This window comes from Acetobacter cerevisiae (assembly GCF_001580535.1).
Classification (GTDB): Bacteria; Pseudomonadota; Alphaproteobacteria; order Acetobacterales; family Acetobacteraceae; genus Acetobacter; species Acetobacter cerevisiae.
Map to the genome: position 1 here is coordinate 1 of NZ_LHZA01000144.1, position 19,200 is coordinate 19,200.

Here is a 19,200-nt window from a genome sequence, read left to right on the forward strand (position 1 = left end):
AGATTGAGAGGAAAACGCTCTAGGTTATTTTGCGTCGCTCAAGACCTCTCGCGGGGCGCAAGGTTTTGTTTCCGCGTTTCTTCATGTGAGCTTAACGGGCTTTTTCCGGGTTGAGCAGAGATTTGCACTGCACATAGGTCTCCTTGTGCCGGAAGACGAACAGCAGATAATAATCCAGTGCGCGGCTGCGGCGTTTGGATGTGTGCGTGTAGAACGGGAAGACATCAAACGGGCCTTCATACCCCGGGGGAATGGGGTCCTGCTCCAGAATGGTTTTAACGCGGAACAGCGGGATATAAATATGCGTAGCCCCGGCATTGCGGCGCACGTGCCAGAGGTTCTTGCGGAACTTCTTCAGCCGGTCGGGCAGAATGAAGATCATGTTCTCTTCAATAAAGCTTTCGTCCGGGGTGCTGTTGCGCAGGTAGCGCATGTCATCGGGCATATCACAGAAAAAATTATAGCCCTGAATAATCATGATGGTCTTTCTGGCTGGTCTGTCTGGTAGGAGTGGCCGCGGTTAGCGCAGGCCGCCATAGGGGTCATCGTGCACGGTCTCTGCCTTCTGGCCGCGCTTGCGATGCCTGAGATAAAGCACGAGACCGAGCGGCACAATCAGCAGGGTGCTGTAATGGCTCAGGTTCGGCCATTTTGAACTATGCAGCAGGATATCCGTGGCCTGCCCGGCACAATAGATCCCGCCTGCCAGGGTGCCCGCAGCCAGCAGCAGGCTGAACACACCGATGGCGATTTTCTGCGCGATGCTGTTTTCAGGCATGGAGCCCTCCCCTGTGGTTTTGCCGGCTGGACGGATGCGGGCAGCCTATCACGGCAGGCGTGGGGGCGTCACGGTTGAGGGGCTATGCGCCCGGACGATGGTGTGACGATAGCGCAACGGAGTGAGCACACCGGCGTTAGAGGCAGGCTGGCCCTGTTGTGTGAAATGGCAGTAGGATGGGGCAACGGCACAGGCCGACCAGAGGACTATGAGGAACCAGATGCACAGCACGGAAACAGGCGCACAGGCCACAGCACGACAGACGCGAACTGAGCGCGCTGAACAGACAGCGCGGCGTGGCCTGCGGCGCGGCGCAACGGGTGGCGTGCTGGCGCTTGGGCTGGCCGGTGTGCTGGCGGGCTGTGCGGGGCAGACGGCCACGCAGCCGGTAGCGACCTCTGGCAAGCCGGACGGGATTTATCAGGCCTCTGGCAATGAGCCCTCCTGGAACATGACGCTGGCGCAGAACATGCTGACGCTGGAAACGCCGGACGGGCCGCGTATGGCCGGGCCGGTTTTGCATGCGCATGCGGAAGGCGGGAACCGCACTTATGAAGCAAAAGCGATGCAGGTGGAGATTACCGCCAAAACCTGCTCCGACAGCATGAGCGGCCAGAGTTATGCGGACACGGTGCGGATTGTGACACAGGGCCGCACCCTGACCGGCTGTGGCGGTACGCCGCTGGCCCCGACCAACCTGAACGGCACGCGCTGGGTCGTGACGGCACTGGACGGGCACCGGCTGGCCGATGGCAGCAAGCCGCCCTCTGACACGGACCGCACCACGGATGAACCGGGCCTGAAAGCCGGAGCACCGGACATGGCCCCGACGCTGGATATTAATGGCAGCGGCAAGATTTCCGGCTCTGACGGGTGCAACCGTTATGTGGGTGGGCTGGAATTTGGCAAGGATGGGCGCGTAAAGGCCTCAGCGCAGGGGGGCATCAGCACCATGATGGCCTGCCCCGGCCGACAGGATACGATAGCCCGGCAGTTCTCCGCCCTGACCCGTGCTGTGACGCACTGGCGGACGGACGGGAACGTGCTGGTGTTAGAGACGGGTGATAAGAAAACTGTGCGGTTGCGGCAGGTTTTTTAAGGAAATCAGGCCCCGCTGCGGGCTGCCATGGCGGCGGCGCGGGCGGCGGCTTTTTCTTCTTCGGTCCAGATTTTGCGTTCACGGACTTTCTGCGGCTTGATCTGTTTGACCGGGCCGCCACCGAGGACGGGGGCGCGTTTGGTGGAGGTGCGGGCGTCTTCCGAATGCCAGGCGTGGTCTGTGTTGACTGTCAGAGTGCAGCCAATTTCACGCTCGACATCATGCAGCCAGGCGCGCTGCTCGGCATCGCACAGGGTAATGGCGTAACCGCTGCGCCCTGCCCGGCCTGTACGGCCAATACGGTGGACGTAGCTTTCCGGCAGGCTGGGCAGGTCGTGATTGAAAACATGCGTGACGGTATCAACATCAATGCCGCGGGCCGCAATATCGGTTGCCACCAGAACCTGTGCGGTGCCGGCGCGGAAGGCGTCCAGAGCGCGTTCCCGCTGACCCTGTGACTTGTTGCCGTGCAGGGCTTCCGCCGAAATACCGGCCTCGGTGATGAAGGCGCAGACCTCGTTGGCGATATTCTTTTGCAGGGTGAAGACCACGGCCTGACCCATGCCGGGTGTACGCAGCAGTTCCAGCAGGGCTTCTTTCTTGTGGGCTGCATCCATGAACATGACGGACTGCTCGATGCGGTCCACCGTGGTGGAGGGCGGCGCGATTTCGACATTGGCTGGATTTTGCAGCAGGCTTTCGGCCAGCGCTGCAATGGATTTCGGCATTGTTGCAGAGAGCAGAATGGTGTGGCGCTCTTTGGGCAGGGTGGCGACAATGCGTTCGATGGGTTTTGCAAAGCCCATATCGAGCATCTGGTCGGCTTCATCCAGCACCAGAGCTTCAAGCTGGGAGAGGTCACATTCGCCCTGCGTCACCAGATCCAGCAGGCGGCCGGGGGCGGCGACGATGACGTCCACGCCGTTTTTCAGCGCATTGATCTGATGCATCGGGCTGACACCACCGAAGATGGTGGTGACGGTGAACGGCAGATGCCGCCCGAAATTTTCAAACCCATCGGCAATCTGAGAGACCAGTTCCCGCGTGGGGGCCAGAACCAGCACACGTGCGCCACGTTTGGGGACCGGACGCGGGTTTTGTGCCATGCGGTGCAGTAGCGGCAACACGAAAGAGGCGGTTTTACCGGTGCCGGTCTGCGCCATGCCGAGCAGATCCCGCCCTTCCAGCAGCAGCGGAATGGACTGGGCCTGAATGGGCGTGGGGGTGGTGTAGCCTGTCTCGGCCAGGGCATCCTGCAGGGGCTGCGCCAGAGGGAGATCGGCAAATGTAATAGACGGGGACATGCGGGCAGCGCCTCCGGCGCTCAATAAGGCTGCGCCGGGTAGGGCATCGCGTGTTTGGAACGGGAGCTTTTTACGGGTGGGGAGAACGGGCGTCAACAGAGGGTATGGGGGGGATGCAGAATGATGTGGTGTTTATTTTGGTAATTTGCTAAATAGCGAATCATGAATGATGTGTTTAAAGCCCTTGCTGACCCGACCCGCCGCGCCATTCTGGAAATGCTGCGCGCGCGGGAGATGACGGCTGGCGACATTGCAGACTGCTTTACCCTCGCCAAGCCGACCCTTTCCGGGCATCTGGCCGTATTGCTTGCGGCGGACCTTGTGCATCGGGAACGGATTGGCACAACTTTAGTCTATCACCTCAAACTTTCGGTGTTGGAAGAGGCTTGGCTGCGGCTTGCTTCCACCATGCGCCTGGGAAAGAGTGACCCCTCATGCAGCACAGATACGGCCCCCGCCTCTCCTTCGCGCTGATTGCGGCAACGGCTGCCATTGGTCTGGTTATCCTCTGGCTTGCCCCGGCGGATGCGCTGGTGCCGGTCCATTTTTCCGGCCGGTGGGTGCCTGATCGGTTTGCGACGCCCCTGCATGGGATTTCGATATGGATCGGGTTGCTGAGCGCGCTGTGGCTTGTGTTTTTTGGCATCCAATACTGCTTTCGGTCCGACACCGGTTTGCAGGCGTCTCTGCCGGTTTATGATCTGGCGTGGATTACGCTCACAGCATCTCTTTGTGCTCTGGCTGTTGGGGCCATGGAGTATGCGGTGGGGATTAAAGTTGCTTTGGGGTCCCTCAATGCTGTGATGACCGGGGTTTTCTTACTGGTTGTTGGGAACTGTCTGGGGAAAATCCGGCCCAATAGTCTGGTGGGTATTCGCACCCCGTGGACAAAAGCCAATGCACGGGTTTGGGACCGCACGCATCGGGCCTGTGGACCGCTGTTTATTCTTGCAGGTGTCGGGTTGATTGCTGCCGGTTTTGGGATGCTCGGCCGACCGGTGGATCTGAAACTTATCAATTGTGTCATGCTGGGGATGCTTGCGTTTTGCTATGGTCTTTCATGGCTCTACTGGCGGCAGGAAAAGACGCGTGGGTGAACTGAAGAGGCTGGTTCTTCCGGTGGGTGCAGGTGGGCTTTTGATGGGTCCAACACAGGGGTTTGCGAACCCCGTGCAGTGGGAACTGTTTGACCCGCAGCATCAGTTTGCGTTGTCTGAGGGGGCACCCTGCCCGGATGGAGAAAAAGCGGTGGTGCTGCACTCTGCCACCGCCAGTCCGACGCAATATGCTGTGACGCAGACTGCGCTTTCAACAGATGGTTTGCAGAACAAGGTGTTGCGCCTGCGTGCGCAACTGAGCGTGCAGGATGTGCAGGCAGGCGCTGGTCTGTGGATGACGCTTTATGACGGCACAAAGCAGATCGGGTTTAGAAATACGCAAAAGGACATGGTGCGTGGGCAAAGTGTGACCCGCATGCAGGAGATGGTGGTGTGGGTGCCGCCGCAGGCGACACGGGTTGTTTATGGTGTGCTGCTGCGTGGACCGGGGACAGTGACCGCTTGCGGGCTGCATGTTGGGCCGGTTGTGCCCGCGGGAAAACAGAATGCTGATCAGTCTGTTGCTGTGCAGACCATGGCTTTTGCAATCAATACCATGCGCACACAGGCGCTGCATGCATCTTTGATTGACTGGGAGAGCCGCACGCCGCCTTTGCTGGAACTGGCCAGAGTGGGGTCGGCTGATGATCTTTATGCCGAGATCCGGACTCTGCTTGCTGACCTGCATGATGGGCATAGTTTTGTGATGCCGCCTGATACGGTGCGCAAGCTGGCCGCGCAACCTGAGCAGATGCCAGTCTTTACGAAAAAAGCGCCTGATATTGGAAGCATTTCACTCCCCTTTTTGATGTCTCATTCTGCTGAAGGGATGAAAGAATTTTCCCGCACGGGGCAGCAGATTTTTGCGCAGGCTGCTGCTATGCGCGGGTGGATTGTGGATCTGCGCCACGATAGAGGCGGGAATATGTGGCCGATGGTGCAGGCGTTGAGGCCGTTGCTTGGCAGTGGGGAGCTGGGCTTTTTTGAAGACAGGGCGGGCAAACGCTCTGCCCCTTGGCGAGCCGTGGCGCAAGGCGTGGTTCCGCAGGACGATGGACCGGATTTGTCCCACGTGCCGGTGGCGGTTCTGCTTGGCCCGCAGACCGCCAGCGCGGGGGAAGCGGTGGCGATTGCGCTAAAGGGGCGGCCTAACACGCGGTTTTTTGGGACCGCCACGCATGGTCAGACCAGTGGGAACAAGAGCTTCACCCTGCCTGATGGTGGGAGGCTGGCAGTGGCCGCAGAGTTTGAACTGGACCGGACGGGCAAGCGGTATGAGGGGCCGGTTCAGCCGGATGTGGTGGAGGCTGATCCTGATGCTGCCGAGCGGGCGGCGGAAGTGTGGTTGCGGCAGGGGTTTTAGGGCGGGTCAGCAAGAGGGTGTTGCGTTAACGCGTGCTTTTTAAAATGCGGGCCGGGTTGCCTGCGACGGTTACACCTGCGGGCACGTTGCGCGTGACGACGCTGCCTGCGCCGATGATGGCGCTATCTCCAATTGTGATACCAGGCAGGATGATGGCCCCGCCACCAATCCAGACAGTCTGACCGATAGTGACGGGGCGGCCAGACTCAAGAAGCTGGCGGCGTAAGGCTGGGTCTCGCGGGTGGTCCGCTGCAAGAATTTGCACGCCGGGACCAATTTGTGTGCCGTGGCCGATATGGACGGGCGCGATATCCAGAATGACACAGCCAAAATTCAGAAAAACATTATCGCCCAGGAAAATATTAAAACCATAATCACAATGGAACGGTGCGCGCACCGAGACATTTTCCCCCACCGCGCCAAGCTGTTGCCGCAGGGCCTGCGTGCGCTCTGCCTCTGGTGCGGTGCTGGCGGCGTTGTATTCGGCCAGCCATGCGGCGCACCGGGCCATGTCCTGCACCAGTTCCGGGTCACTCGCGCGATAGAGCTCGCCGGCCAGCATTTTCTGTTTTTCGGTCATGAGGGAAATCATGTCAGATCATGCAGGGCTTTGCCAAGGGGAGCGCCCAGAGACCACTCTGAAAACTGCACCTTGAGGCCAGCACGCTCCGGGGTGCAGCACATGGGGCCGACCAGATAAGACGCGGCCTGTGGAAACGGTGCCAGACGCACAAGCGGCCAGAATTTGCCATCTGCCGACACCTGAAGGCGCAAAACGCCATTTGCGACGGTTGCCCGCATCCAGAAATCCTTTGGGTTGCCCTCATAAGGAGCGGTGGCCCAGTCCGAACAGCCGTTTGTCAGAACGCTGCTAAGCATGGCGCGGCCATCTGACAGTTCGATCCCGGCTTTGACCCAGCGGCTTTCATCAACACGGACCATGATGCCAGCCTGATCATACAATTGTTCATACTCTGCACGAATCCGAAGCTGAGCTGTGAAGCTTCCCAGTGCCGGCATACCGTAAAAATGGCCGCTGTCACGCGTAAAGCCATAAAACGTTTCACGCCAGAAATCCGATCCTTCATCGGTTATCATCTCGAGCGTTTCCGGCGTGAGGGTGCTTTGGTGCGGTTTATTCAGCCAGATGCCGCCATGCCAGAGGGACTGTTTTTCTGCTTCTGACGTCATGGCGGGGGCTTCCCTGTGTTGGTGAGCACTTGGTCTATCGGGACTTTGATAGGCACGTGTCAGAGTGCCCTCTCTCCTTTTGGAAAGCAACTGACAGGGCCCCTGCTTTAAGGTGTCCGCCATGCAGCATTTCCATCGATACTGTATAGCGTTCGATAGTTTTCAGAAATTCGCCGTGACGGAGAAGCGGGCGGAGCGGGGTTCGAGGGGGTGGTAGGTGGCGCCGGTTTCGACGCGGGATGTGGGGGTCATGCGGTAATCGTAGGCGTATTGGGAGGCGGAGGCGTGGGTGTTGGTCAGGTTGTAGATGCTGGCCTGTACCTGAAGGTATTTTGTGATGTGGTAGCCGACATCCATGTTCACCTCCTTATAGCCGTGGGAGCGCAGGGAGTTATCTTCGATTAAGGGGTAGGAACCGAGCCAGCGGAACTGCACACCACCGAAAAAGCCGCTGGGGTGTTCCGCCAGCAGGCCGAAGGAACCGATGAAGTTAGGGGCGTTGGCCACATAGCGCCCCGGCAGGCCATAGAGGCCGGGATTGCCGGTGAAATAGCGGGCGTGGGTGGAAGCAATATCTGCGTTGAGTTCCAGCCAGGGCAGCGGGTGATACTGGCCGGAGAGTTCAAACCCCTGCCTGCGGCTGGGGGCACCGGCATCGTTCACGCCTTCATCCGCGTCGTAAGTGAGTTCTGAACTGAAATCGATGCGGAAAAAGGCGGCCTGCAGGTTCAGTTTTGGGATAATGTTGGTGCGGACGCCCAGTTCCTCACTGGTGGCACGGGTCATGAACGGGGTGGCGATGGCACCGTTGGCAATGCCATCAGTCGGCACGGTACCAAGGACGGCGCGGATATCGTTAGAATGGTAGCCCTGCCCTGCGCTGATATAAAATTCCGTTTTATACCACGGGCCGAAAATCAGGCTGCCTTTGGGCTGAAAAAGCCACTGATGCACACGGCCCCTATAACCGGAAACGAGGCTGTGATCTGAGCCTCCGTAATAATCGCCACGCAGGCCAACAACGGTACGCAGCCAGGGCAGCCAGTGGGTGATGTTCTGGCCGAACAGACCGACATTGCCTTGTGAGACGTTATCCGCATTACAGACATACTGGCCGGTGGGCACGCTGCTATCCGGGCAATCGGGCAGGACTTTGCGCTGGCGGGTGTGGCGACGGTCGATATAAATGCTGTCCCAGCGGCCTTGTACGCCAAAAATGGTGTCTGTAGCGCGGTGCAGGAAGATGTCGTGCCGCTGGTATGCCGATGTGCCGCCAAAGGTGGTGCGGGTTTCGTCCTGCTGTTCCTGATCGCCATTGATGGGGTCGTTCAGATAATGGCTAAAATCGTTCCATAGGGTCAGGCGGCTATGCACGACGTAAAGCGATGTTTTGAGCTGCCAGTTATCGTTATGCAGAATATGATGCGCGGAAACGCTGAACCGTTCGGAATAGCCGCCGTCGCTTGGGTCCAGAGAGCCGTAACGGCTGATGAGGCCTTTCTGGTAGGCCTCCAGAGGCTGGTCGGTCGTGTTGTTCCATTGGCCTCGGTAATACAGGCCGGTCAGGTTGAATTTGGTGTGTTCTGTGGTGTGGGTGTAGCGCGCGGCGGATTTGATGCCCCGGAAGTTGTCCGGGTGCGCCCACGGGCCGTTCAGATGGTCGATTGAGAAAGCGCCAAGCAGTTTATCGCCATTTTTGAAGTGCGCTGTATCGCCAATAAAGGCATGTTCATCGCCCAGTGTGCCGAGACTGCCAGAAGCCTGCCCGCGCAGGTCATCCGTTAAGCGGATATGGTCGGACCCGACGACGCCGAAGTCCCCGACATCCGCGTAAAAGGGGCCTTTGGTGTAGTCGATGCCCTGTGCGAGTTCCGGCATGAGGAAATTGACATCTGTATAGCCCTGCCCGTGGGCGTGGGTGGGTTCATTAACCGGGATATCATCCACAAAACTGGCGAGATCTGTGCCGTGGTCCAGATTGAAGCCGCGGAGAAGATACTGGTTGGCCTTGCCCTCGCCCGAATGCGCGGTGACGACCAGACCGGGGACAGATTCCAGCAACTGCCCCACTCGATAAACCGGCCGCAGGCGGAGTTCCTTGGCGGTAATGCTGCCCTGACTGGCCGTGAGCGCGCGGCCCATGGGATCTGTATGTGAGGCGATGACCTGAAGATGCTCTTCCCCGTGGGCCTCGGTTGTTTTGTGGCCGATGAGTTTTTGGGGTGACCCTGCCGGCGTGATGGGAGGCGTGACCGGGGAGGCGCGGCGGGCTGCATCTTTGGATGGCGTAGGTTTTGCAGACGGTGCGGCGTGTGCGGTGGTGGTGAAGGCAGAGGCGCAGAGGAGCGCGACGATAAACGGAGAGCGTCCGCGCCGGACAGGACGCAGAGACACAACGTGACCCATAACTGTTCCCCGATATCCGGCTCACCCCGTCCGGCTATCATGACTGAGCGACGAAGGCAGGTCTCCTGGCTCACGGGGGTTGTCTGATGCGCCTTCCCAGCCGTTATGGGGCCAGTGGCGTGATGCATCAGCGCACCGTTTACAGTTGCGGGGGCAGCCGCTGCCTGAACCCCGGGCCTGTGCGCCCAGCCGGATCCTTCAGCGTTCCCTTTTCACTCGCTTGCGCGAGACCTTCGACAGCCGCAGAGGTAGGGGATGGGCTTTGGGTGGGTCAAGGGTATGGGTGCCTTGATTTCAAAAAAACGTCACGTGCTGGCAGGAGCTGGCCGGTGTAGGAAGGAGGCGTGAAATCCTTCTGCTTGTGAGCAAGATGATGCCTCAGTCTTCCCGTCCCGGACCAGAAATTTCCTCTTCCTCTGTGCAGCGGGAGGCCGCGACGGAACGCTGGCTGGCCACGTTGCGCCAGAAAATAAAGGCAGATGGCACGCAGCCGCGTGTGCATTTTAGCCGCACGCCGGACCGGCCGCTGGACCATGAGGGCGTGATACGGGATTTTGAATAACCGTTCACATTCTGTGAGCGGAGGCAACGGCCTTTTGTCCTGAGCGTTTCAGGCAGGTGATGGCATCCGGCGTTCCGGATGCAGCGTGCTTTCTGACGTGATGAGGACCCTGCCGTGATGACCCTGCCCCGCAAACCGGTTTTGAGTATGGCGCTGGCTGCTGGCCTGCTGGCGGCTGGTGCGTTCATCGCCCCGGCACAGGCCCAGCGTAGCATGCTGTTTTCTGGCACCCTGGCGCCGGAGCATGGCGCGCCTGCGCAGGTGCATGGGAATGTGGTGGCGCTCTATTACGCCGGGGCGCATGTGCTGCGCTATACCGTGACATGGGACGGGCTGAGTGGGCCGGTAACAATTGCGCATCTGCATGGCCCTGCCCTGCCCGGCAAGGATGGGCCGCCGGAAGTGACGGTGCATGGCCCGTATAAAAGCCCGCTGAGTGGCAGTGTGATGCTGAGCACGGAGACGGAGCGGGATTTGCTGGACGGCCGTATTTACCTGAACCTGCACACCCAGAAATATCCGAATGGTGAGGCGCGGGCGTGGTTGGGGAAGAGTGAATAGTCCTCGAGAAACACGCAAGGTTTACTACATCTGAATACCGATTTTGGGGGCGAGCCAGACCATGCCCAGATAGAGCAGGATGGTGACGCCGCAGCCGGCGCCTAATGCCAGCCAGAAGGGCACGCCATGCCGCATGATCCACGGGATGAGCAGGAACATGGGCAGGGATGGCAGCACGTACCAGAACGTGGCCCCGACATGGGCCTCCATGCGGGCGGGATCTTTGGTTTCCAGCCAGAGCCAGATCATTCCAAAGACGGAAATAAGGGGGAGAGAGGCCACCAGCGCGCCAAGACCGGGGTAGCGGCGGGCGAGCGTGGAGACCAGAGCAATGGTCAGCCCGGAGAGAAGGGCTTTGAGCCAGAAAAACATCATTCTTTCCGGTGCAGAACCCCTCCCTCTGCTGAAAAGCTGACGGAGGGGCTGGCAGATTTTAGAGGTGGGTGTCGCCCTGCCGGGGCTGAGCAGCCTGCCCCTGCGGCGGCATCTGGCCGGGCTGTGCGCCGTTCTGCGGGGCACCTTCGGACGTCAGTTTGCCGGGCTGGGTAGAATGTTCCACGTCATACGCTGTGGCCTTCTGGGCGTAGGTGCCTTTTGCGCCGGGATGCTCCTGATCATACAGAGCAGCCTTCTGCTTGGCTTCCTTACGATAGACGTGGCGGCGATACATGCCGGTGACGCAGCCCCCCACGGCACCCAGAACGCCATGATTGGCGACATGGCCGCCCACAGCGCCCACAGCCCCGTATTTCAGGCAGCCGCCCGGTTCCGCCTGTGCGGCGGTAACTGTTGTGCCAGCCAGAGCGGCAAGAACGCTCAGAGTGATCAATCGACGCATCTCTATTTCCTTTCTTCTGCCAGATAATGAGGCAGATTTCCCTGTAAATGTATCGAAAGAGTGCTGCGGAGACAATGTGCGCCCGCTTGCGTCCCCTTTGCGCAGAAGAACAGGTCTTTCTTTGACGCTGCCCTTTTATTCAGCGGTACGGCACCCCATATTTAAAAGATAACAAAATGAAAAAAATAAGGAGGCCGTTATGAGACGCCCCTTTGACACCAGTCGCGCAGGCTCTGGTTTCCTGCATGGGTCTCGCTTTTCCCGGGGTATTTTGAACCCCCGCTCCAAACGGGCTGAGCGCCCGGAGACTGAGGCTGCTGCACAGACGTCAGGCACCACGGCCTCAGGGAACGCTGGCGCGGCTCAGGGACGCACACAGGAGCCGGACGGCGCATCCTCCGAAAAAACCGAGAAAAGCCCGGATGAAACCACCGATCAATGCTTTGCCTGAAAGCCGACGTCAGGCGGCGGGCAGTGTTGCGAGGAACGTTGTGACCAGCGTTTCCAGAAGAGTTTGATCTGCGGGAGAAAACCGATCTTTGCGCGGGCTGTCGAGATCCAGCACGCCGAGCAGGTGGCCTTGTGCGACCAGCGGAATGACGATTTCAGACGCCGAAGCGGCATCACACGCAATATGGCCGGGGAACGCATGCACATCCGCCACGCGCTGGGTGGTGCGGGTCTGGGCGGCGGTGCCACAAACCCCCTTCCCCATCGCAATGCGCGTGCAGGCCACACGGCCCTGAAAGGGGCCGAGGACCAGTTCACCCTGTGACGCGGACGCCTCTGGCTTTCCGGACGGCACAGCGGAGGCCAGCGTAAACAGCGTGGCCTGTGCTGTTGCGTGCGGACGGTAGAGGTAGAACCCGGCCCAGTTGAGATCTGGCAGCGCCTCAAAAATAAGGGCGGCCAGATTAGCCATATTGGCCAGAGGATCCTGCTCCGCCGCCAGCAGACCGGTAGCGGCGGAGAGCAGATCTTCCGGGGTGAGGCGATGGGCCGGGGCGCTCATGGTGTGCGCTTACTGAGCCAGCAGCGCCGGGCCGCGCAGAGCGGAGCGGCTGCAGACGGCTTCCTGCTGGTCCCGGTTGAGGGTTGTGATGTCAAACATCACGGTCGGGCTGAGCATCAGACGCCCCTGCCCGCCCCATGCGTAAGCCGGGTTGGTACGAATGCCCTCGCGGCTGGCGAGCTGGCGGCCGAGGGTGCGAACGGTGGTGTCCGTCACCAGTTTATGGGCGTCACAATAATACATCAGACCGCCAACGTTTTCCGCCGACGCATGTTCCACCGTGGGGATGCCATCATAATCCAGCACGCCGGGCGCTGCGGTGGCTGCTGTCATCGGGGCAGGACCGGCTGGCACCGTCAGCACGCCGGACGTGGGGGCCTGCGCCGCGTGCGCCTGCGGCAGAGCCGCGGACAGAGCGAGACAGCCGGTCAGGGCCAGAAAGACAGGGCGAAGTTTCAGCATAGGCTTGGTCCTCTTGGTATCTGCCAAACGGCAGTGAGGGGGACAGAATAAGGACAGACATCAGCACGCGGCAAGGGCGGGCTGCTCTGCGTTGGGTGGGGGGATGCCAGGAGGCTGGATGCGGGGAGGTGCATTACCAGACGGCTGAGATGGTGTTGCGTGTTGCCTGAAGGGGCTCGAAAGACTTAAGACGGGGTGCAGTTCTTTTGATGCACCCTTTTCTTTTGAGCAGGTCGTCTTTTTCCATGTCTTATGAGCCGCCTTTACTGGCACAAAACAGAAGACGTCTTGGCTCTTTTCTGTATCGTTCCTTCGCCATTGTTTTGTTTGGCCTGATTCTGTTTCCGGAATTTTATCATCTTGGCTCTCAGAGCATCGAACCATGGGATGAAGCCCGTCATATTGGCTCAGCCTATGAAATGCTTTTCCGGCATGACTATGTGGTCAATTACTGGCAGGGCAAAAAAGATTACTGGAACCTGAAGCCGGTTTTGAGTTTTTTGCCGATTATTCTGTCCGTCAAGCTATTTGGTAAGGGACTGATGGCGGCACGCCTCCCCTCCCTGCTGGGATTTGTGGCGATTGTTCTGGGGCTTTACCAGTTTGCGGCACGCAAATTCTCACGCGTGGAAGGGCTTTACGCCATCACGCTTTTTTCCATCTGGTCACAGGCTCTTAGTGTACACAGTTTTCGGGTAGCTGATGCGGATGCGCTTTATTCCACTTTTTACCTGTTCTGTATCCTGCTGTGCCTGAAGCGCACCAGCCTGTCCTTCTGCCTTGCGTGCGTAATGGGTGCCTTGTGTTTCCTGACTAAAAGCTGGCATGCCCTGACATTGCTGCCGCCGCTGGCGCTGACGTGTGTGCTGACGGAGCGCTCTATTCGCCTGCCCTTCAAAGGCATGCTGTGTGGTCTGGCCCCCATCCTGCTGTGGGTTGGGGTGCGGATCTATGAGGATGGTCCAAAGTTTCCGCAACGTATGGTGACATACGACCTGCTCAAACGAACAGGCATACAGATTGAAGGGCACCATAACCCTCCCTCTTTTTACATAACGGGCTTTGTGCACGATTATCCTGCTCTGCTCTGGCAGCTTGGATTTCTGACGCTGGCCTTTGGAGCGGCTTGCTGGTGGCCGCGGTTGCGAGCGGCCCGGTTTCGCTTTGGCATACCACGCGCGCTCAAAGCCGAAATGCTGATTCTGGCCGTGGCAGTACTCTCTGTTTTTGGGATGTTTACCGCAGCAAAGACGCGCCTGTTCTGGTACACATTTCCAGCTTACCCGATACTCTGCGTGCTGATGACCTACGCCTTTGCGCTGCTGCGGCCTGCGTTGAAAACCGTGGCGGGTGGCCTGGCGGCGGTGTTTTTTGTGATGTCCTTTTCCGCATCCTGGCAGCGGACGAAGGCTCTTGAACTTCCGGCTTTCTATTATCAGCTTCAGGCCGCGGCCTGGATGCCGATGACCAATGTGCAAAAGGAGGGCGTGATTGAGCAGGACGACTATGCTGCGCTGCTCACCTACCTGCCTGTCCCGCCGACTGCCATCCATATTGGACCAGACGAGGGCAAACCGCATACGCTGGTTATCCGCGATAAAGACGCGGGGGCGTGTGACGGATGTGCGTTGGTCTCCAAGGGGGACCGGTTTGATTTATTTTACCGGGACTAAGAGCAGAAGGACGAAAGAACTCGCTGATTCGAAGTGATCTGCCGAGGCTTTGCAGGGCACGTTCCGGCCTGTTTGTGGCGGTTAGGCAGGAAATTTACCCCTCCCCCGCAATACAGGCTTGGCAACCCCCCTGCCTTTGCGCTAGGGAGAAGCCCAAGGACCCGTAGATCAGTTGGATAGATCGTCAGATTCCGAATCTGAAGGCCGGAGGTTCGAATCCTCTCGGGTCCACCACTTCCGTAAAATTACCAATTAAAACAAGACGTTGAGATGCGATTTTTGTGCATCTGACGGGTTGTTTTGCGCCTGCTTTGGCGGCGAAGAGGCTACGGTCGTCTGGTTCTTTCTGCGCTGTTGTCTTCCTGGTATCCGCTTCCCGCGCTGGCCGCAGCTGGGCATTGCGCATTTGTGGATGCTGTTTTTGCGAAAAGGTATTGCGAATGGTTCTCATTCGTGCTTTTTAGGGGATCTCTCATCAGAGATAGGGGCTTTCTGAATGGTCATCTGCTCTTGCAACAGCCTGACTCACAAAGACGTCGAATCAGCCGTGGCGCATGGCGCTACCCGCCCCAGTGAAATTTACGCCTCCAAGCGCTGCAAGGCGCAGTGCGGGAACTGCGTGCCCGGTGTGGTGTGCATGCTGAAGGAAGTGCGGATGCGTCAGCGTCAGGCAGCCGAAACTGTTGCCCATGCGGCCTGCCTACCAGTTGTAGTCCAGTCCGAAGCGCTGAGCGCCTGATCGGATTGCTTCGGGCTTATCGTGCCTGTCAGCTTTGGCTTTCCGGCCTTGTAGGCACATTGCAGCGGCATGACATCGCCGCGCTCAAAAACGCTCTGATAACTGCCTGACAGCGTGAACGGATGCTTTGGCCGCTCCGCTGTGTTGGGCATTCGTCGCGCCTCTTCCCTCCTCCCTACCAAATCACATGCATGGCCTCAGGCTGTGGGCTGTGGGCTGTGGGCTGTGGGCTGTGGCGCAAGGATGTTAAGGGTGTCTGCGTAAAGAGCATGGCTGGCTCCATATGGCTTGCAACGGAACTTTTGCCTTCCCACGTCATTTGTAACAACAGAACGCTGCATCTGTAGCGCCTGAGCAAACAAGGACGAGATTCATGCCGAAAACAGCTCCGACTGCGAAAGAAGCTCATATCCGCGAATATCTTGGCACACCGACCGACCTGAAGGCCGATGCTGTTAAGGAAGTTGCGGCAGGTCTGGCCGATACGCTGGCCGACGTGTTTGCGCTGTACGTCAAGACGAAGAATTTCCACTGGCATATGAGCGGTCGCCACTTCCGCGACTACCATCTGCTGCTGGACGAACAGAGCGCGCAGATTTTTGCCATGACCGACCCGATGGCCGAACGTGCCCGCAAGATTGGTGGCACGACGCTGCATTCCATTGGTGAGATTTCCCGCCGCACGCAGGTGCTGGACAATGATGCGCTGTATGTGACGCCGGAAGACATGCTGGCCGAACTGCGCGACGACAATCTGGCGCTGACGACCCGGATGCGCAAAGTGCATGCCGTGTGTGATGACGCCAACGATGTGGCGACTGCCAGCCTGCTGGAAAACTGGATTGATGAGACGGAGCGCCGCACGTGGTTCCTGTTTGAAGCCACCCGCCCGGCGTTTGGTAAAAACGACTAAATGATGCTCCGGCGTCTTTTTCGCCCTTGAGAAAGACGTCGGATTCGCCTAAAAATTTTCAAAAATTGCATTTCAAAAAAGATTTTTATGAGAAAAATTTCTCATAAATAAGATTTTATCTCCATAAACCTGCATTCTTCTTATATAGAAAACAGAACCCCTTAAAATAATCTTTTTCTGGACATCACTTTTTTGAAAATTTCATTCAGAAAAAGTATTTATTCTTTTATTTTATCTGTATTTCATTGAATATAGTTTATGGGCAGATATACTTTCAAAAAAGACTCCAATCGCCCCTAGCGAAAAGGTCGCTTTCAATAGCTGGAAAGTACCTTTTCCTTTTTTTCTGCCTGCACGCAGGCGGCTGCGATTGTAAGCCGCGAAACCGTAGCAACACTAATTCCAAAATCTTTTGCCACGGATTTCAACGATTCTCCGTTTGATCGCCGCCGGATCACATCCTGCTTTTCCTGCTCGCTTATTTTGGAAGGGCGGCCCATACGCTTGCCTTGCTCAATGGCTCTGGCACGACCTTCCGCTGTACGCGTTCGGATCAGGTCGCGCTCAACATCTGCAAGACCAGCTAAAACGGCCAGCATCAGACGCCCCGTGCTGGTATTCGTATCGGCCCATGGCTCTGCCAAAGAATAAAAATGGCCCCCTTTTTTAGTAATGTCATGAACAATTGCGAAAAGGTCAAAAGTACTTCTTGCAAGCCGGTCAATTCTTGCAACGATCACAGTATCCTCTTTTTTGAGACTCCTGACCATTTTGCGAAGCTGATCACGCTGCGCATTCGCGCCACTGACTTTTTCACAGAAAATCTTTTCGCATCCGTAATTTTTTAGGGTTTTTAATTGCGTATCAAGGGTTTGTCCGATCGTACTCACCCGTGCGTATCCAATTTTTCTACGAATATCACGCTTCCTCGTCAGCTTATAACGTCACATAAAAGAGATTATTATTTTTTTAAATCCTGAATTCCGGTGTGTCGGGAACTCTTAACGTAGACCCAGCCACCGTTAATACGATTTATATTCAGGACAATAACGTATTCCATACCGGCTCTGGCAGCACAAATAACGAGACGGCCGTTATTAACGGTGTTTCACAAAACACCCATTTTGGCATTGCCGGCCTTGAGACAGCCCCGACCTCAGCTGCCTATACGGAAAACTCTGATGGGAGCTACACCCTCCAAATCACCATGGCTGATGGCAGCGATCTGACCTATAAAAACCTTCATATGGCAGACGGCTACACACCGCCTGCAACGCTTGCCATCGTCCCGGATAGCAGCAGCTCCGGCTGGGATGTTGAAGATACGTCCTCCGCTGCACCAACCGGCGGGTATACGGACAACGACCTGCACCAGCAGATGGCGGCCGTCGCCACAAGTTCAACAGCTGCCGGTGGGGATACGTCCCAGTACAGCAGCGCTGCCACAAGCTTCCACCAGCACGACATGTCCTGGCGCTGGACAGGTAGCACAGGCGGTGACTGGAATGATCCGGCAAACTGGACGCTCTATGACAGCACCAATAATGTCGTCGATACCTCCAACATGGGCAGCACAGCTATCCCGCAACTGGAGCAGAATGCTGACGTCAATATTGGCGATAGCAGCGGCAACTCGACGACGCCGATTACTGTTGTTGACAATGTTGCTGATTACAACCAGATCCGCAGCCTGAGTGTCTGGCAGAACGTAACTTTAAAAATTACCGCGCAGGCGGGCAACAATTACGTTGGCAATGTGTTTGCCACCGCCGGGTTTGAAAATAACGGTAATATTATTATTGATACCCCCTCTGATGTTGAACTGGGTGGTGTCGCGATGAATCGTTCAAGCGGCACGATTACCATCATGAACAACCAGGGGAACGTGACGCTTGATAACGGCGAACTGGACAATGGTGGCACACTGAACCTGATCAATGCCTCACTGGGAACCGTGGACAAGCCTGTCTGGGTACAGGGCGGCACGGTCAACATGACCGGCAATAGCACAGTGTTTGCTCAGCCCGGGATCAGCTACAGCAGCGCAACCACTGTTAATGTTGATCCTTCTACGATCAATACAGTCTATATTGACGACAGTGGGGATAAGACGACCGCACAGAACGTGGTTGTAAACGGTGTTTCTGCTGATACGCGTTTTGGCATTGCAGACCTGACCGCGGCCCCTGTTTCTGCGACGTATACACCCAACGCAGATAACTCTTCTTACACCCTGACCATCGGGCTCGCGAACGGGAAAAAAGTCACCTATGGCACCATTGTGCCGGCTGATGGTTACACGCCCACCTCTACCCAGATTGTGCAGGACGCCTCCAACAACGGATGGCTGATTGAAAATGCTGATACGGAGACCTGCTTCCTTCCTGGCAGCATGATCCGGACGACCAGCGGGGAAATGCCGGTTGAAAATGTTACGCTGGGCACCCAGCTTGTTACGTTTGACTGGAAGAACGGTCGTGAAGTTATCCGCCCTGTTGTTTGGGTTGGCAAGGCACACAGCAGAGTGCTTACCGAGTTGCCGCATGATGAAGCTGGCTACCCTGTGCGTGTTCTGAAAAATGCTATTTCTGACGGCGTTCCTTACAAGGATATGCTGATTACGCCTGAACATTGCCTGTTCTTTGATGGGCACTTTGTGCCTGTGCGTATGCTGGTTAATGGTAAATCAATTTTCTACGACACCAGCATTACTTCCTATGACTATTATCATGTGGAAACGGCAGAACATTCGGTGATCACTGCCGATGGGATGCTGACCGAAAGCTATCTGGATACCGGCAACCGTTCTACCTTCCGCCAGGATGGCAAGGTCGCAGCACTTCGCGCTACCGGCGCACGGAGCTGGGACGCTGATGCCGCTGCACCGCTGTGCGTTGCCAGAAACTTTGTGGAATCCCTGTTCCGCACTCTGGAAGCGCGGGGAAATCAGGTCGAAAATTGTCAGACGCCGGCAGCAGGCCTGACGATGACGCATGATGCGGATCTGCATCTGGTTATGGCAAATGGCGCTGTTATTCGCCCTGTCCGTCGCGATGGACAGGATTACAGCTTCATGATCCCGGCTGGCGTTGAGGCTGTCCGGATTGTCTCACGCGCAAGCCGCCCCAGTGATGTGATTGGCCCGTTTGTCGATGATGCCGGTATCTGGGCGTTGCTGTGAGTTCCATCCACTTCATGAGCA

Annotated in this window: 22 protein-coding genes, 1 tRNA gene and 1 riboswitch; of the genes, 12 read left to right on the forward strand and 11 right to left on the reverse strand. The window is 57.5% G+C overall.

Translation table 11 applies throughout. The features are described 5' to 3' along the window. Nucleotides 1-91: 91 nt before the first annotated feature. Entirely contained in the window at nt 92-478 is a 387-nt protein-coding gene (locus AD928_RS07725) for a hypothetical protein (RefSeq protein WP_062144304.1), read from the reverse strand. 42 nt (nt 479-520) lie between these two features. Continuing rightward, nucleotides 521-778, reverse strand: a complete 258-nt coding sequence (locus AD928_RS07730) for a hypothetical protein (protein WP_062249581.1) — start codon at nt 776-778, stop codon at nt 521-523. 220 nt (nt 779-998) lie between these two features. Here AD928_RS07730 and AD928_RS07735 point away from each other — a divergent pair, with 220 nt between their 5' ends. Next, entirely contained in the window at nt 999-1,877 is an 879-nt protein-coding gene (locus AD928_RS07735; protein WP_082779811.1) for an META domain-containing protein, read from the forward strand. A 5-nt stretch (nt 1,878-1,882) separates the two neighbouring features. Here AD928_RS07735 and AD928_RS07740 read toward each other — a convergent pair whose 3' ends face one another. Continuing rightward, the gene (locus tag AD928_RS07740; protein ID WP_062249582.1) at nt 1,883-3,181 is read right to left on the reverse strand and encodes a DEAD/DEAH box helicase; all 1,299 of its coding nucleotides are present in this window, start codon (nt 3,179-3,181) and stop codon (nt 1,883-1,885) included. 162 nt (nt 3,182-3,343) lie between these two features. Here AD928_RS07740 and AD928_RS07745 point away from each other — a divergent pair, with 162 nt between their 5' ends. Genes AD928_RS07745 through AD928_RS07755 form a run of 3 tightly spaced genes read left to right on the forward strand, consistent with a single transcriptional unit; the run spans nt 3,344 to nt 5,641 of the window. Beyond that, entirely contained in the window at nt 3,344-3,655 is a 312-nt protein-coding gene (locus AD928_RS07745) for a metalloregulator ArsR/SmtB family transcription factor (RefSeq protein WP_062249583.1), read from the forward strand. Continuing rightward, the gene (locus AD928_RS07750) at nt 3,616-4,278 is read left to right on the forward strand and encodes an SdpI family protein (RefSeq protein ID WP_062249584.1); all 663 of its coding nucleotides are present in this window, start codon (nt 3,616-3,618) and stop codon (nt 4,276-4,278) included. Before AD928_RS07745 ends, AD928_RS07750 begins: the two co-directional genes overlap by 40 nt. A 43-nt stretch (nt 4,279-4,321) precedes the next feature. Next, nucleotides 4,322-5,641, forward strand: a complete 1,320-nt coding sequence (locus tag AD928_RS07755; RefSeq protein WP_167347354.1) for a S41 family peptidase — start codon at nt 4,322-4,324, stop codon at nt 5,639-5,641. Between the two features lie 25 nt (nt 5,642-5,666). Here the strand turns inward: AD928_RS07755 and AD928_RS07760 are convergent, their stop codons facing one another. The 3 genes from AD928_RS07760 to AD928_RS07770 all read right to left on the reverse strand — a co-directional run bounded on the left by AD928_RS07760 (nt 5,667) and on the right by AD928_RS07770 (nt 9,226). Further along, a complete protein-coding gene (locus tag AD928_RS07760) occupies nt 5,667-6,221 on the reverse strand; it encodes a sugar O-acetyltransferase (RefSeq protein ID WP_456304666.1) in 555 nt (184 codons plus the stop codon). A gap of 8 nt (nt 6,222-6,229) precedes the next feature. After that, nucleotides 6,230-6,832 (reverse strand): DUF1349 domain-containing protein, encoded by a 603-nt coding sequence (locus AD928_RS07765; RefSeq protein ID WP_062249591.1) that lies wholly within the window; start codon nt 6,830-6,832, stop codon nt 6,230-6,232. 162 nt (nt 6,833-6,994) lie between these two features. Next, on the reverse strand, nt 6,995-9,226 hold the full coding sequence (locus tag AD928_RS07770; protein WP_233420004.1) for a TonB-dependent receptor: 2,232 nt from the start codon (nt 9,224-9,226) through the stop codon (nt 6,995-6,997). Nucleotides 9,227-9,276: 50 nt separating this feature from the next. Continuing rightward, nucleotides 9,277-9,488, reverse strand: a riboswitch (cobalamin riboswitch). A gap of 111 nt (nt 9,489-9,599) precedes the next feature. Between AD928_RS07770 and AD928_RS07775 the strand changes: the two genes are divergently transcribed. Beyond that, nucleotides 9,600-9,800, forward strand: coding sequence for a hypothetical protein (locus tag AD928_RS07775; RefSeq protein WP_156470145.1), 201 nt, complete (start codon nt 9,600-9,602; stop codon nt 9,798-9,800). Nucleotides 9,801-9,917: 117 nt separating this feature from the next. After that, on the forward strand, nt 9,918-10,361 hold the full coding sequence (locus tag AD928_RS07780) for a CHRD domain-containing protein (protein WP_062144252.1): 444 nt from the start codon (nt 9,918-9,920) through the stop codon (nt 10,359-10,361). A gap of 24 nt (nt 10,362-10,385) precedes the next feature. Here AD928_RS07780 and AD928_RS07785 read toward each other — a convergent pair whose 3' ends face one another. Together AD928_RS07785 and AD928_RS07790 are read right to left on the reverse strand one after the other, a co-directional pair. After that, on the reverse strand, nt 10,386-10,733 hold the full coding sequence (locus AD928_RS07785) for a DUF3147 family protein (RefSeq protein WP_063907787.1): 348 nt from the start codon (nt 10,731-10,733) through the stop codon (nt 10,386-10,388). 61 nt (nt 10,734-10,794) lie between these two features. Beyond that, nucleotides 10,795-11,199 (reverse strand): hypothetical protein, encoded by a 405-nt coding sequence (locus AD928_RS07790; RefSeq protein WP_062144258.1) that lies wholly within the window; start codon nt 11,197-11,199, stop codon nt 10,795-10,797. A gap of 199 nt (nt 11,200-11,398) precedes the next feature. Here AD928_RS07790 and AD928_RS07795 point away from each other — a divergent pair, with 199 nt between their 5' ends. Further along, nucleotides 11,399-11,650 (forward strand): hypothetical protein, encoded by a 252-nt coding sequence (locus AD928_RS07795; RefSeq protein ID WP_062249597.1) that lies wholly within the window; start codon nt 11,399-11,401, stop codon nt 11,648-11,650. Between the two features lie 9 nt (nt 11,651-11,659). Here AD928_RS07795 and AD928_RS07800 read toward each other — a convergent pair whose 3' ends face one another. Both AD928_RS07800 and AD928_RS07805 read right to left on the reverse strand, forming a co-directional pair. Then, on the reverse strand, nt 11,660-12,211 hold the full coding sequence (locus AD928_RS07800; RefSeq protein ID WP_062249598.1) for a GAF domain-containing protein: 552 nt from the start codon (nt 12,209-12,211) through the stop codon (nt 11,660-11,662). Between the two features lie 9 nt (nt 12,212-12,220). Then, entirely contained in the window at nt 12,221-12,673 is a 453-nt protein-coding gene (locus tag AD928_RS07805; RefSeq protein WP_062144267.1) for a hypothetical protein, read from the reverse strand. A 245-nt stretch (nt 12,674-12,918) separates the two neighbouring features. On the opposite strand from AD928_RS07805, the gene AD928_RS07810 reads away from it, so the two are divergent. From AD928_RS07810 to AD928_RS07825, 4 genes are all read left to right on the forward strand, one after another. Beyond that, complete coding sequence (locus AD928_RS07810) at nt 12,919-14,346, forward strand: ArnT family glycosyltransferase (RefSeq protein WP_062249599.1); 1,428 nt, start codon at nt 12,919-12,921, stop codon at nt 14,344-14,346. 157 nt (nt 14,347-14,503) lie between these two features. After that, nucleotides 14,504-14,580, forward strand: a tRNA-Arg gene (locus AD928_RS07815). 262 nt (nt 14,581-14,842) lie between these two features. Then, nucleotides 14,843-15,085, forward strand: a complete 243-nt coding sequence (locus AD928_RS07820) for a (2Fe-2S)-binding protein (RefSeq protein ID WP_062142460.1) — start codon at nt 14,843-14,845, stop codon at nt 15,083-15,085. Between the two features lie 373 nt (nt 15,086-15,458). After that, entirely contained in the window at nt 15,459-15,998 is a 540-nt protein-coding gene (locus AD928_RS07825) for a Dps family protein (protein ID WP_062142458.1), read from the forward strand. A 314-nt stretch (nt 15,999-16,312) separates the two neighbouring features. On the opposite strand, the gene AD928_RS07830 is transcribed toward AD928_RS07825, so the two are convergent. Beyond that, complete coding sequence (locus tag AD928_RS07830; protein ID WP_062249605.1) at nt 16,313-16,915, reverse strand: recombinase family protein; 603 nt, start codon at nt 16,913-16,915, stop codon at nt 16,313-16,315. A 71-nt stretch (nt 16,916-16,986) separates the two neighbouring features. Here AD928_RS07830 and AD928_RS07835 point away from each other — a divergent pair, with 71 nt between their 5' ends. After that, complete coding sequence (locus AD928_RS07835) at nt 16,987-19,179, forward strand: Hint domain-containing protein (protein ID WP_062249607.1); 2,193 nt, start codon at nt 16,987-16,989, stop codon at nt 19,177-19,179. Nucleotides 19,180-19,200 lie beyond the last annotated feature (21 nt).